Here is a 12,686-nt window from a genome sequence, read left to right as displayed (position 1 = left end):
GAAGCAAAATACCGGCGCATAGCGAGTTGCGATGGGGCTAAACAAGGAGTGAGAAGAGGGAGTGCGAAGCAAAAACCGGCGCAGAGGCGAGGGTTTGAAATTGAAAGCCCTTATAAACACAGGGAATTGGCGGAAAGGGAGGGATTTGAACCCTCGATACTGGGGACCAGTATACCGGATTTCGAGTCCTGGAGGTAAATCAACAAAAGTTAATATAAACAACAGGATAGCGGTTTTTTTGCTTCGGAGCAATAGCCCAATTAGGGCTTTTTAGGCCTTATTAGGGCGAATTAGGTATAAGTTTTCCGAAGCAAATTTGACGTAAAATTTCGCTGGTTAAATTTCGCTGGAATAGCGTCGATGTCAGCGAAATTTTAGTGAATTCAGGTGGTTTCCTGGTGAAGTGGAGCTCGCTTGGGTGGCGTTAAATGAATGATCCTGATTCCCTATAAGGGGGAGAGAAGACAAGACGCTGCTTTTATTCTGGTAAGCAGCGTTTTTTATCCACGCAGTTCTAAATAAGTTATAAGAGGGGAAGAAGATGTTTAATTTGAATGCATTGAGGGGGATTGGGAGTAGAGAGGTTAATACGACACCCATTTCAGTTTCTGGCTTGTCAGCAGCTAATAAGCTTCGAGAGGAAGCAACGCGCTATGAGAAGCAAGGAGATCTAGAGAAAGCAAAGGACTGCTTTGAAGGAGGCATTCGCAAAGCAGAAGACGTGCTGCAAAGCACTCAAAATGAGTCTGACTTAAGAAAAATAAGAGAGCAACTTGCCGCAAGCCATTTTTACTATGGCACTTTTCTACGCAAAGACGATAAATTCGGCGCTGAGGAGAATTATAAAAAGGCGTTAGAGTACGCGCCTTATATGGATATGAAGCAAACTGGCGCGCGAATGTTGCATCAACAAATAAGCGCACGGTACAGCTCATTTTTAATTAAAAATGAGAGTGTGAGCGAGGGGAATAGAAAACAACTGGATCCAACAAAAGAGTGGGTTGCAAATGCGCGGCCTTCAAAACTGAGTCTAACGCCTCCGCAACGAGAGGTTGATGTGTCTATCGAAGAAAAAAGCAAGCAGATGGATTACCTGTTTGAAAAGGCGCTATCGACGCTGGGAGCCTTAAAGGTCGCGAATAAACCCAGCCTGTTTTTAGTATATGCGCATGACAATCCAGCCCACGGAAAGGCTGAGGCCTCTACCTCTAAATATTTAATTGAAAAGCTCTCTCAAATTCAAGTGATTTTGTATTCGGATCAAACGCCGATGGGGCAACCGTATTCAAGTGTTTCGAGAGATCTGAAAAAGGACGGCAAGCTAGAAGATATTTTAACCAATCAGCTGTGTCTATTACCGGGGCGGTTGCGAGGCGATGTGACCCCGGTCGATAAGGTCACGGTGTGTTGTTCTGAGGTATTGGGAAGTTATCTAAAGTGGTCGGATTATGGCCACTTTTATCAGAAACTGCGAGAGGCGTATCGCAAAGATCGAGAAGCGTATCTGAAAGATAGTGAGCAAGATAGCGCGATGGCGATACGTGAGGTGGTCAGAGAATTCTCGCAAGAGGAAAGCTATAAGGCCGGGTTCCATCATGTATTGACAGAAATGGCATTTTTGCAAATCCGAGCAGAAGAGCTTAAAGATAAGCATGGGATTATTCCGGTTGCGTTAACCTTGAATAGCTACGATGCGTGCTTGTCAGATTTTGTTTCAGCGACAGCGGTTCGGATGGAAGACATACCGCGCTTTGAAGAACAAGCGCAAGCAGGGCGAGAAGTGTATGCGAATCAAAGTCGGCATGGGGTGCTCTTTAAGCTGATCGAGCGGCTGTTAGCGGGTAGTGACGAAGCCCAAACGTTTCTGAATAAGTTTTGGCAGGGGTACAGCGATTGTATTTCGCATTTGAAGAACGATTCAAAGTTTGATGGGCTTGAGTTTACCCAACTCGTAGACAGTATTTTCGATGATATACGGAAAGCGTTACACAACGAGCTTGCCCTTACCGTGCAGCAACTCCATCAACAATTGAAGCATCAGCAAGAAAAAGAACTGAAATCGAAGAAAGAGCCACTTGCGATTTTAGGTGAAAGTATCCAGGCAGAATATTTCAAGGACTGGGAAGAGCTTGGAGAAATCCAGGATGGTTTGGCGATGTATGTTGCACCGCAAGGTAAGCTCACAGCGGAGGCGACAGAACATTTTGATTTAGAAGGGAAGGTCAATGAGTTTTTGGATTCGGATAAAAAAGTCTTGTTGCTGTTAGGTGAGGGCGGAAGCGGAAAGTCAACATTTAACCGTTACATGGCACGTCGGTTATGGAAAGACTATACACAAGCGGAAAATACCCAAGAAAAGCCAATCCCATTATTCATATCATTGGCTACGCTAGAGAACCCTGGCAGAAATTTGATCGAACAATATCTGGAAGAACAAGGTTTATCGAAACCCGAGATAGAAAATTTACGTAAAGGTGGTCGGTTTATTTTTATTCTGGATGGGTATGACGAAATAGCGCAACGTTCACGCGCCTTCTATGCGGATAATAAACTAGAGCGTTGGCAAGCGAAAGTGATTATCAGCAGCCGGCCGGAATATTTAGGAGATCATTATCAAAATAAGTTTCATCCAATAGGCAGACCTGGCGCATTGGAAGAATATCGGTTGTCGTCGTTTTCGGATGCATCGATAGAGCACTATATTGATCAATATGTGAGTTATACGAAACCGAAGTGGAAAGCAGAGGATTACAAACAGTTATTTAAAGAAATCGCAGAGTTAAAAGAATTAGTGCGCACGCCGTTTATGTTGAAAATGACGTTAGAGGTGTTGCCGAGCCTAAAAGCGGAGGAAGAGCACTCGAAGCTGACGCGTATGGGGTTATATGAGAGGTTCGTGGAAAATTGGTTCAACCGATCACAGGAAAGGTTGGCGCGCATCCCACTCAAACCTAAGGAGCAGCAAGCGTTTGAGGATCTGGATGATGAATTTACACTGCACGGCTTGGAGTATAGTCAGAATCTGGCGTTAGCGATGTATGAAGAGCAGTTGGTGTCGGTGATGTATTCAGAAGCGAAGGATGGAAAAAAAGGGGGGTGGCGAGCGCAGTATTTAGGGGACGCAGAAGAAAAGACGCGGCTGTTGCGGTTTAATGCGCCATTAATTCGCCAAGGAGATCAATATCGGTTTATCCATAAATCGATTCAGGATTATCTGGTGGCGCGCGGCATCTGGCAAGAGGTGGAAGAGTCGGCGGGAGGGAACGCAGGCGAACCCGTGAACACGATGAAGACTGTCCAGGCCCTTTGGAAAGCGCTGAATGACTCGGATCGGGTGGATCCGGAAGGATTATTGAACCGATTTAATCTGGTGGAGGATGCAGGGGTTCAGCGGTTTTTAGTGGAGCGTGTGCAACAGAACAAAGCGCTGGTGAAACCGCTGCTGGCCTGGCTCAAAGGCTCAACGCAGACAGATTTTGTGAGTCGGGGTGCGGCGAATGCGGTCACGATTCTGGTGAAAGCAGGAGTGCCGTTTACTGGGTGGGATTTAAATAGAATTCGGATACCTGGAGCGGATTTGAGCTATGGGGTATTTGATTCTGCTGAACTGCAAGGGGCAGATTTAAGGAAGGTGAATTTACGCAAAAGTTGGTTACGCCAGGCGAATTTAAGCGAGGCAAAAATGGAAGGGGTGCAGTTTGGTGAATGGCCCTATATCCAAGAAGAGAGCAGAGTATATTCCAGTGTGTATTCACCCGATGGGAAAACCTGTGCCATAGGGCTTGAAAACGGTAAGATTAGCGTGTATGGGACCTCGAATTGGGAAAAACTCCGTACTTTAGAAGGGCATACAAATGGAGTTTATAGCGTAGCGTATTCGCTGAGGGGAGATCAGATAGCGTCGGGGAGTGGAGATAAGACGGTGCGACTGTGGGATATAGAAAGCGGAGAGCAGAAGCAGAAGTTAGAAGGGCATACAGATGTAGTTTGGAGCGTAGCGTATTCGCCGAGAGGAGATCAGTTAGCGTCGGGGAGTTTTGATAATACGGTGCGGCTGTGGGATATAGAAAGCGGAGAGCAGAAGCAGACTTTAGAAGGGCATACAAATAGAGTTTATAGCGTAGCGTATTCGCCGAGAGGAGATCAGGTCGCGTCGGGGGGACGGGACACTACGGTGCGGCTGTGGGATCTAGAAAGCGGAGAGCAGAAGCAGACTTTAGAAGGGCATACACATGGAGTTGTGAGTGTAGCGTATTCGCCGAGAGGAGATCAGGTCGCGTCGGGGAGTTTGGACAATACGGTGCGGCTGTGGGATATAGAAAGCGGAGAGCAGAAGCAGAAGTTAGAAGGGCATACAAATGTAGTTGTGAGCGTAGCGTATTCGCCGAGAGGAGATCAGTTAGTGTCGGGGAGTTCTGACAATACGGTGCGGCTGTGGGATATAGAAAGCGGAGAGCAGAAGCAGAAGTTAGAAGGGCATACACATGCAGTTTTTAGCGTAGCGTATTCGCCGAGAGGAGATCAGGTTGCGTCGGGGAGTTATGACAATACGGTGCGGCTGTGGGATCTAGAAAGCGGAGAGCAGAAGCAGAAGTTAGAAGGGCATACAGATGGAGTTCGGAGCGTAGCGTATTCGCCGAGAGGAGATCAGGTCGCGTCGGGGAGTTGGGACAATACGGTGCGGCTGTGGGATATAGAAAGCGGAGAGCAGAAGCAGAAGTTAGAAGGGCATACAGATAGAGTTTTGAGCATAGCGTATTCGCCGAGAGGAGATCAGGTCGCGTCGGGGGGGTGGGACAATACGGTGCGGCTGTGGGATATAGAAAGCGGAGAGCAGAAGCAGAAGTTAGAAGGGCATACAGATGAAGTTTATAGCGTAGCGTATTCGCCGAGAGGAGATCAGGTCGCGTCGGGGGGACGGGACACTACGGTGCGGCTGTGGGATATAGAAAGCGGAGAGCAGAAGCAGAAGTTAGAAGGGCATACAGATGGAGTTGTGAGCGTAGCGTATTCGCCGAGAGGAGATCAGGTCGCGTCGGGGAGTGAGGATAATACGGTGCGGCTGTGGGATATAGAAAGCGGAGAGCAGAAGCAGAAGTTAGAAGGGCATACAGATGGAGTTTTGAGCGTAGCGTATTCGCCGAGAGGAGATCAGGTCGCGTCGGGGGGGGGGGACACGACGGTGCGGCTGTGGGATATAGAAAGCGGGGAGCAGAAGCAAAATTTAGAAGGGCATACACATGGAGTTTTTAGCGTAGCGTATTCGCCGAGAGGAGATCAGGTAGCGTCGGGGAGTTGGGACAATACGGTGCGGCTGTGGGATCCCCAAACGGGAGAGTGCCAAATACTGATTGAAGATAGTGGACGGATTGCAAGCCTAGCCTGGAAAGAGGCATCGGGTATTCACTATTTAGGGATAGGTAGTCTAGATAACTCAGTTCGGCAATGGGAATTGCGAAAAGAAGAGGGGAAATATAAGGCGTATTTCAGTTGGAGTACGGGTCATAATTTTTTGACAGTGAGAGGAGCGTTAATAGAAGGAGTGGAAGGGTTAAGCGAGAGGAATGAGAAGCTGCTAAAACAGCGAGGTGCGATAGTAGATGAAGATCTGTGGGAAACGAGTTCGGAAGAAGAAAGTGTAGTTGAAAAAATTAATAAGCAGGGGAAGAAAAAGATAGTGTTTAGAGAGCGCCAAATAATGCAACGAACAATTTTAAAGAAAGGATTAAATAAGGCAAGAATGTATGCTAGGTCAGGTGCTGGCTAAGCTATTTATTGGCTAAGAGAGTTTGAGGCTGCTGCTTGAGCATTTCGTAACTGCCGATAGAAAGCCTTCAATCCAAGCGCTTGTTCACGCCACTGGTGGCAGATATTGGCGTTAAAGGCATTAGTTTCGGCAATCTCAGCAAGCGAAATTCCGGCGGGTTTTCGGTCAAACTCGGCGGCAAGTCCGGCAGGCTCGTTGGCAAAAGCCGCATTGTAGTGGCGCACGAAGCCAACGTTAACGCCGAAACGGTTAGTATCAGCTTGGGTAACATAGATAGGCACTTCCTTGATCATGGTCTCGCCTTTTTCCTTGACGAGCTTGATGCGTTCACGGTATTGAATTTCGGTTTGTATGACGACTTTGGCTTGGGCTTCAATCAATTGGGCACGGGCCATGGCGAGCTGAGCCCTATAGTGCACGAGCGCTGAGCGTTCTTTCTGAATACGCGGTTTGTAATAGAAAGAACCTGCGCACCCTGCGCCAAGGCTGAATGCGGTTGCTGCAACGCACAATGGTCGTAGGAGAGAGACAATCCAACTATTCAGCATGATTGCGTTTTCCCAACCAGCGTTGTACAGCTAGTTCCAGATAAGACTGGCCGAGAATGCCGAAAGCTGCACCCAGGCCCGTAATCGCAATCGCAGGCAATTCAGGCAAGAGCGTAAGGACGGAACTCGCGGCGACGCTTAAGCCGGCCCCTACAATCATGCGCCCGATAATGAGCCGAGCGGTGATTTTCTCGCCGCCATCGAGCAATTTACCAATTCCAAGCACAGCACCCATCGTAGCCAATATGGCAAGCATTCGGTCATGTTCGTGAAGATTCATTTTTAATATTGAGAGTTAAATTTTTCCGGTGCGCATCCTATTGGCGAGGCGTAGCGCTCGTTGGCCGACTTGATTCGCCCATTTGGAAGCGAGCATCTCATTCGCCGCGGCTGCGTAGTTGTTGCGTTGCATGGCGTTAAGAGTATTAACAAAGGTGAGGAGATTGCCACCCAAGTTAAAGGCCATATGGATCAATACGCGTTGCCGTACTGCATCCAAGGTCCTCCACCAGGGTAAATGCCGATCCAGCCATCTAAGCGTTCGCGCAATATCGTTGTGCAAAAGGATCTCGCATTCGCTCTGAGAGATGCCCCCATCCGTCAAATTGCGCCCGACGCCGATGGTGATTTTGCCGACGGTATCGAAGTAGGGTTTAAAGCGTTCGCCTTCATCGCGTTTAAGCTCTGAAACGAGTGTGGCCCTGTCAAAGGTGTCGGTCATGAATTTTTTATAAGTGTGTAGACGAAAAAAAGACCGCTCTAAGGCGGTCTGCACAATATTGACTGAGTTCAATTCTCATCCGGCGGTTTAGGCCATTCGATCTCGGCGGAAAGGCTAGAGTGCTGCTCAATGCGGTTGAGAGCAACTCGATAAAGTTTCCATTCTTTGAGAAGCTGTTTTTCGTCATCCGTGGCGATGTTGAGGTCTACGGCATCCTGTAAAGGAGCGACTTTTAAAGCCGCTTGACTCAACCGAGCCTGTCGACAGCGTAAATTAATGTCGGCCCACTCCTCAGGGGTAAGTGGAGGCGGGTCAACAGCCACGGGGTAGCCGTTCTCATTAGACTGGATCCATTTGCCTTTGGATTGGGCATTGAGCAATGCGGTGTGCTCTTCTTGAGTAATAGAGACAGCATCTTTAGGGATGTTATCGCCATGTATCCCGACGCAGTAAAATCCGGGTTCTGATTTTGAATAATAAAAAGTCATACTATGAAGAGGGTTTAAATAGAAAACAGAAGAATAGACATGAGAGGGCAAATTAATGTCCAATAGCAAACCAATGAAGGCCCCATCCTGCGCGGGTCATGGCATTTTCATCGAGAGTGCGCAATGTGGCGCCTATATTGGTTCGAGTCCCGACATATTCGATGACGGTTGCACATCCAGTGCCGAGATGAGTGCCATGAATGGCCAGACATTTCGTTGAAAACTTGACAGGGAAAATCACGTTAGACATTCCATTGCCGTGGGTAGAGGTGAAACCCCATTGGAGAATGAGGCCGCCTGGAAGTTTCTGGAACCCGTTGCCTTGAAAGGATTGTCGGTCAGGTCCAGTGAACAGGCTAAGAAGGGTGGCCCAGGTGGAAGCGGTGGTAGCGATACGGGTACTCCTGTCTTGAGCTGACGGAGTGGGTGCGGTAGGCTGGCCGGTGAAAGTTGGGTTAGCAATGGGTGCCGCATCGGTAATACCGTAACCGTCTAATGTTGTTGGCGTTTTGGTGATTTTGGGCCAGGCCAATTCACCGTCTTTGGGGTGAAAGTGCGCATCGAGGGCTTCGCGCGTAAGACCCCATTCTTCCCATTCGGCTAAGCCAGTTGAAGGCACTTTGCCTTGATTCGCTACTTTGGCTCGATAGGTTTTGCCGCCATGCTGAATATAGCTGCCTTCGGGATACTCTTCAGTATTGGACCATTCAGGCAAGCCTCTTTGCATCAGATAGCGTATCGCTTCATCAGCGCGTTTACCGATAAAATTAAACCATTCCATCGGTGGGATGCCGCCGGTCTGTTCAAAGGCAACGCCCCAACCGCGTGAGAGATCGGGAAAGGGTTGAACTTCTCCAGGGCGCGCGCCCTCAGCAAAGATATGTTCATCAGGACGTTGATAAAGGGTCATAAATACCTCGCAAATTTTCCATGGTTAAAAGCGAATGCGCCAGGTGAGTTGGCGAATCCGAAAGCGATAATGTTGGCTAAAACGACATAGTTGACGTTGACGCCTGCGGGTCGGGGCAGAATATCGAGCGTCTGAATGGCATAGCGTTTAAAGGTGGTAATTTGATCGCTGCGAATGGTGACGGTGAAACTCATGTCGTACTGATCATAGACACTGGCTTGCCCGCCAAAGATAAAATCCAGCGCGTGTGTAATGTCAGGAATGGTGCCCGTCATATGATTTTTGGCGATGCGGCATTTGATGAGAAAGCGAAAGTCATCGTCATCGAGCACGACGGAATCGGTAATGACATCGCCCTTGCGATACCATTTGCCGCCGCCACTCCCCATGTTGCTCAACCCCTGAGCGCCAGGGGCGCGTTCAAAGCCGAACAAGCTGCGAGGGGCCAGCCCTTTTAAAATGCGAGATTGCCCGACATGTTGGCCTACCAGGTCTAGGTTTTTGCCTGTTGCGGCCTCAATATGGAGTGCATTCGGTAAATCGGCGAGGCCGCGCCATGTGTCGGTAAAATAGTGATCGATCAGTTGTGCGGTAGCCCGTGCTTTGGGCTTGCCTCTGTATTGCCAGATGAGCAGTGATGGATAGGACATGGTGTGTGATTTTTAGAGCACGACGACTTCAATATCCTTAGGGGCAAAGCGGGCCATCTCGCGCACGCCGATCTCAATATTGCTGGCAGCGAGCGTTTGGCCGTGTCGGCCAATGTTGAGTGTTTCCACCCAAAACCCCTGTACGGTATTGATGGGGCTGTATAAGCGCGAGAGCAGCACGGTTTCGCCAATGCTGAACGCTGTTTTTGTTAGTGTGGCTTTAATCGCCTCGACGTCGACCGCCGTAAAATGGGCGTTACGGCGCACTTCGAGATAAGCGGCGCAAGCGACGACCGCAGGTCGATCAAAGCGGATTGAGCGCGCCATACCTGTGTTGTCGAGAATCTGCGTTTGCACCGCGCCGCGTAGCCCTGTGCCAGCGGTTTTATTCTCAAAGATCACCTGAGCAATCTCGGTATCTGAGCCGCCCTCGACAATAATATTAAGGCTATGCGCCGGTACATTGTTCGCATCGGTTCGATGGCTGTCATTTTCTAAACACACCGCTTGGCGGACATCAGATAGCTGTAAAAGCTTAACGATCATCCCATCGACGGAGTTTTGAGCCGCTTTTGTACGGCTAATAAAGAAACGGCGTCGCAATTCAGCATCGGTTTCTTCCTCTTCTCCGACTTCTGCGGCTTGACTGCTTTGAGCGGAGCGCCAGCCTAAAAAGAGCGTTTCGAGGGTGAGTTCGGTTTGGGCGGGCAGAGGAAAGGCACCGAGCGTTTCGCTTCTTAAATCAGCGTGCGCTGAGCCATTTTCATTCAACGTCGTATCGGCAACCAATAACCACCGTCGATGATGCGGATCGGTGAGGACTGCGCCAGCCGGAATCAAAGTTCGGGGCGTGCCGGTCAAGATCGCATTGCGTAGAGAGCTATAGCGTGCTTGCCGGCGCGTGAGTCCGGCATAGGCGACGCGCTGTTCAAGCCAAACGCCGCTGGCGGCTTCAGGATCGAGCGCTTTGTAAATGGATTCAGCAAGCTCTTCTAGATCGGTTTTAATTTGTGCAATAAGGCCAATCAATTGCCCATCGGGGCTATCAGGATCGGTATTAATGTCCGCGCCATAAATCGTGCGAAAGCCTGCATCGAGCTGAGCGAGGTTGGCATCCAGCCGCTCAATGATGAAGCCTTGTTCAGTGAGTTGAGCCATTTAGTGTGTGGCTTGAATGTATTGACATGCGACAGAGCACACCGCCTTAATCAGCTCAGGCAAACGCCAGATAATTATGCAAATCCATATCTTTGCGGCGATATGCCATAGGGTTTTATGGAACTCGGTAGGGGTAAATGTGACAGTGACAGTTTTCATGAATATCCTATACAGTGTTAAGGTGGAGAATAAAAAAGCCCCGACTGCTTGCTGATTACAGTTCGGGGCTTTTGCTTTTTAGGGGTGAATCTAATTCGTAATGTTGATCAATTGATCATCGTGATTTTTAAGTTGGGCGGTAATGGTTAAACGACGCGTACTAGCGTCCCATTCCAGCTCTAAATTCAGAAGCTCGCGCACCCCGTGCGTGTGTAAAATCGTGCGTTTCACCAGGTGTTCAATCTGCCGCAAATCCGCAGGCCGCTCAAAGTGGGGCAGCCAAGGTAAGCCGTGCTCTAGATCCAAAAACCAATCGCCCTGAAACGACAATAAGCGAGACTTGACGCGCTGGGCGACCGATTCAGCGAGGGTTGCATAATTGGCTCGCCCTTGTCCAAAGGTCCAGTCATGGTTGGCATCGAGCCGCCGCACTTTCATTGTGGGCCACCTGAGCAGTCCCCACCGGCTTTGACGCCGTCATGCCGGTGAGCGTGCAGCGTCACACCATTGGAAATGAGTTCACCTCCGCTATGCGAGATCGTGCCGTTAATGGTGGTACCGGCTGCGCTGCCGGTACCGCTCAAACCTGCTTGGTAGGTTAAAAGCTGTTCAACGATGACGGGGCATTGGATCGTCAATTGGGTGCCTTTGATCGTCATTTTTCCTGCTTGATCTAATTTGAAGTAAGCGCTGCCATCGAGCGTACGCATCATTAATGCATCCATTGCATACTCTGGAATAGCGCGAGGTAAAGAAGAAAACCCGACTAAAGCAAAGCCATCGGAGAGATCATGCAAGCGATAATCCAGTGGAATGCTAGATTGCCCACTGGCAAACCAGCCGTCGATACAGCGTTCGGCAAAGAGAATGAGGCATTCATCGCCTGGCGCTACCGGAAAAGTCATGACAAAGGCTCCGCCGCGTGGAAAGTGCACCGGCACATCGGTGAGCATCGGCAACGGGGCGGCTTGCTCGTTCTGTAAAAGTTGCTCGATCAAGGGCTGCACGGAAGCGGTTTGCGTGCTGGGATCAAAACTCACAATTCGACCTGGCAAGGCGACATGCAGCTTTTTGAGCGCGGCGGAGATGCTGGCCTCAATGGCGGCATCGAGGGAAGGCATATGCCATTTCATTTTTGTCTATCCTGTTGATGAAGGGGAGTGAAATTTCCTCCTATGGCTGTCATCATGGTGAGCCATTCATCGCCATAGGTATCACCGCAATGCGAGACGCTGATGACTTTATAATCGCCATTGAACGATTCAGTGATAGAGTGCACGCGTATTAAACCGCCGATACGGATGGCGGGATTCAGTAAAGCGGTGACGATAAGCCCATCCTCGCTTGCTTCAGGTGCGCCGATCATGCCGGTGTCTTGTGAAACCAAAACGGCTTCATCAGAAAGCACCTGTTGGGCAGGCAGCATCAGCAACTCGCCATCTTGAATCGACCAGTCAGCCTGATTGGCCTGAGCGATTTGACTTAATGCATCGCGGGTATTGCCGCAAAAGATGCGCCCACGAGGCAGGCTATTCAGCCGTCCTTGAGCCACCGTACCGAGTTGGGTTTGATCCAATGAGTGCGCAAGCTGCTGAATGGCCTGTTGATCGGAGGTACCTGCTTTGAGCGTGAGTGAGACACGCGCAGTCCGATAATCGGTATCGCCATCCGCGCACTCCAGTACCAGAATCGAATCGAGTCCATCGCGTTGTAGCGTGGCTTTGAGGATGTCGCCGGTATAGAGCAAGCGTAACTCCGCATAACCGACAGATAAGGCCACGCGTTTAAACGTGCCGCTTAAGAGCTGATTCAAATGCGTGCGATTCAGGTTCCAAATGCAAATCTGAGCCGGATTGGGCTTAGCGTCAATGGTTTTACAGAGGTCAAACGAGACGCGTAGCGCGTCAATCAACACACCATCGTGCGGATTGCCCAGCGCCAACTGATAGCGTCGGCCAAATTGTTTCATAGAGGAATCTGCGTTTTATCAGCAATGTAAAGTAAACAGCGCTGGCCTAAATCTTCTCCGCCGACTGGATCGAGGCCGATACCGCTTTCGTCGGTGAGGATGAAGCAATACTCAACCGGTCTGCGCCATAAAAGAGGAACGCCAACGACCAACGGTAGCCCTTGAGCGGTATAGAGATCCTGCTTTAAATCAAACACATCCATCGCCCAATAATCGGCAAGGCTGTTGTGGCGCAGCGTTAAGCGCAACGAATGCGCTTTAAACGCAATCGTCATTTCTTGATATGGCGCGGAATCAACGGGGATCAAATGCATGG

At 49.7% G+C, this 12,686-nt stretch carries 13 protein-coding genes; 1 reads left to right on the top strand and 12 read right to left on the bottom strand.

The genetic code is table 11. The features are described 5' to 3' along the window. The first annotated feature begins 541 nt into the window (after positions 1 to 541). Positions 542 to 5,767: an NACHT domain-containing protein gene (locus MCB1EB_RS08070; protein ID WP_126353983.1), complete on the top strand. Its 5,226-nt coding sequence runs from the start codon at positions 542 to 544 to the stop codon at positions 5,765 to 5,767. Between the two features lie 5 nt (positions 5,768 to 5,772). On the opposite strand, the gene MCB1EB_RS08065 is transcribed toward MCB1EB_RS08070, so the two are convergent. The 12 genes from MCB1EB_RS08065 to MCB1EB_RS08015 all read right to left on the bottom strand — a co-directional run bounded on the left by MCB1EB_RS08065 (position 5,773) and on the right by MCB1EB_RS08015 (position 12,684). Continuing rightward, positions 5,773 to 6,315 carry a hypothetical protein gene (locus MCB1EB_RS08065; RefSeq protein WP_052393546.1) on the bottom strand — a complete coding sequence of 181 codons (543 nt, stop codon included), beginning with the start codon at positions 6,313 to 6,315 and terminating at the stop codon, positions 5,773 to 5,775. Then, the gene (locus MCB1EB_RS08060) at positions 6,305 to 6,595 is read right to left on the bottom strand and encodes a phage holin family protein (protein ID WP_045361450.1); all 291 of its coding nucleotides are present in this window, start codon (positions 6,593 to 6,595) and stop codon (positions 6,305 to 6,307) included. The genes MCB1EB_RS08065 and MCB1EB_RS08060 overlap by 11 nt, the downstream gene beginning before the upstream one ends. Before the next feature lie 15 nt (positions 6,596 to 6,610). Further along, the gene (locus tag MCB1EB_RS08055; RefSeq protein WP_045365305.1) at positions 6,611 to 7,036 is read right to left on the bottom strand and encodes a glycoside hydrolase family protein; all 426 of its coding nucleotides are present in this window, start codon (positions 7,034 to 7,036) and stop codon (positions 6,611 to 6,613) included. A 68-nt stretch (positions 7,037 to 7,104) separates the two neighbouring features. Then, positions 7,105 to 7,524 (bottom strand): tail fiber assembly protein, encoded by a 420-nt coding sequence (locus tag MCB1EB_RS08050; protein WP_045361453.1) that lies wholly within the window; start codon positions 7,522 to 7,524, stop codon positions 7,105 to 7,107. A 52-nt stretch (positions 7,525 to 7,576) separates the two neighbouring features. After that, complete coding sequence (locus tag MCB1EB_RS12085) at positions 7,577 to 8,434, bottom strand: gp53-like domain-containing protein (RefSeq protein ID WP_045361459.1); 858 nt, start codon at positions 8,432 to 8,434, stop codon at positions 7,577 to 7,579. Further along, on the bottom strand, positions 8,431 to 9,084 hold the full coding sequence (locus MCB1EB_RS08040) for a baseplate wedge 1 family protein (protein ID WP_045361462.1): 654 nt from the start codon (positions 9,082 to 9,084) through the stop codon (positions 8,431 to 8,433). The genes MCB1EB_RS12085 and MCB1EB_RS08040 overlap by 4 nt, the downstream gene beginning before the upstream one ends. A 12-nt stretch (positions 9,085 to 9,096) precedes the next feature. Further along, complete coding sequence (locus tag MCB1EB_RS08035) at positions 9,097 to 10,242, bottom strand: baseplate J/gp47 family protein (protein WP_045361464.1); 1,146 nt, start codon at positions 10,240 to 10,242, stop codon at positions 9,097 to 9,099. After that, on the bottom strand, positions 10,243 to 10,401 hold the full coding sequence (locus MCB1EB_RS12080) for a hypothetical protein (protein ID WP_161566207.1): 159 nt from the start codon (positions 10,399 to 10,401) through the stop codon (positions 10,243 to 10,245). Positions 10,402 to 10,491: 90 nt separating this feature from the next. Then, a complete protein-coding gene (locus MCB1EB_RS08030) occupies positions 10,492 to 10,839 on the bottom strand; it encodes a contractile injection system sheath initiator (protein ID WP_045361467.1) in 348 nt (115 codons plus the stop codon). Beyond that, entirely contained in the window at positions 10,836 to 11,534 is a 699-nt protein-coding gene (locus MCB1EB_RS08025; RefSeq protein WP_045361469.1) for a Gp138 family membrane-puncturing spike protein, read from the bottom strand. Before MCB1EB_RS08025 ends, MCB1EB_RS08030 begins: the two co-directional genes overlap by 4 nt. Then, positions 11,531 to 12,370 carry a phage protein gene (locus MCB1EB_RS08020; protein WP_045361471.1) on the bottom strand — a complete coding sequence of 280 codons (840 nt, stop codon included), beginning with the start codon at positions 12,368 to 12,370 and terminating at the stop codon, positions 11,531 to 11,533. The genes MCB1EB_RS08025 and MCB1EB_RS08020 overlap by 4 nt, the downstream gene beginning before the upstream one ends. Beyond that, entirely contained in the window at positions 12,367 to 12,684 is a 318-nt protein-coding gene (locus MCB1EB_RS08015; RefSeq protein ID WP_045361473.1) for a phage baseplate plug family protein, read from the bottom strand. Before MCB1EB_RS08015 ends, MCB1EB_RS08020 begins: the two co-directional genes overlap by 4 nt. Positions 12,685 to 12,686: the final 2 nt, after the last annotated feature.

Source organism: Mycoavidus cysteinexigens, assembly GCF_003966915.1.
In the GTDB taxonomy this organism is placed as follows: domain Bacteria; phylum Pseudomonadota; class Gammaproteobacteria; order Burkholderiales; family Burkholderiaceae; genus Mycoavidus; species Mycoavidus cysteinexigens.
The sequence above is the reverse complement of the archived record's forward strand: the minus strand, read 5'-3'. Positions and strand labels throughout refer to the sequence as shown.

Excerpts from the sequence above, each read along its gene's own strand:
- MCB1EB_RS12080 (WP_161566207.1), bottom strand. The coding sequence starts at position 10,401 with ATGAAAACTGTCACTGTCACATTTACCCCTACCGAGTTCCATAAAACC.
- MCB1EB_RS08055 (WP_045365305.1), bottom strand. The coding sequence starts at position 7,036 with ATGACCGACACCTTTGACAGGGCCACACTCGTTTCAGAGCTTAAACGC.
- MCB1EB_RS08015 (WP_045361473.1), bottom strand. The coding sequence starts at position 12,684 with ATGCATTTGATCCCCGTTGATTCCGCGCCATATCAAGAAATGACGATT.
- MCB1EB_RS08070 (WP_126353983.1), top strand. The coding sequence starts at position 542 with ATGTTTAATTTGAATGCATTGAGGGGGATTGGGAGTAGAGAGGTTAAT.
- MCB1EB_RS12085 (WP_045361459.1), bottom strand. The coding sequence starts at position 8,434 with ATGACCCTTTATCAACGTCCTGATGAACATATCTTTGCTGAGGGCGCG.
- MCB1EB_RS08050 (WP_045361453.1), bottom strand. The coding sequence starts at position 7,524 with ATGACTTTTTATTATTCAAAATCAGAACCCGGATTTTACTGCGTCGGG.
- MCB1EB_RS08035 (WP_045361464.1), bottom strand. The coding sequence starts at position 10,242 with ATGGCTCAACTCACTGAACAAGGCTTCATCATTGAGCGGCTGGATGCC.
- MCB1EB_RS08025 (WP_045361469.1), bottom strand. The coding sequence starts at position 11,534 with ATGAAATGGCATATGCCTTCCCTCGATGCCGCCATTGAGGCCAGCATC.
- MCB1EB_RS08020 (WP_045361471.1), bottom strand. The coding sequence starts at position 12,370 with ATGAAACAATTTGGCCGACGCTATCAGTTGGCGCTGGGCAATCCGCAC.
- MCB1EB_RS08060 (WP_045361450.1), bottom strand. The coding sequence starts at position 6,595 with ATGAATCTTCACGAACATGACCGAATGCTTGCCATATTGGCTACGATG.
- MCB1EB_RS08040 (WP_045361462.1), bottom strand. The coding sequence starts at position 9,084 with ATGTCCTATCCATCACTGCTCATCTGGCAATACAGAGGCAAGCCCAAA.
- MCB1EB_RS08065 (WP_052393546.1), bottom strand. The coding sequence starts at position 6,315 with ATGCTGAATAGTTGGATTGTCTCTCTCCTACGACCATTGTGCGTTGCA.
- MCB1EB_RS08030 (WP_045361467.1), bottom strand. The coding sequence starts at position 10,839 with ATGAAAGTGCGGCGGCTCGATGCCAACCATGACTGGACCTTTGGACAA.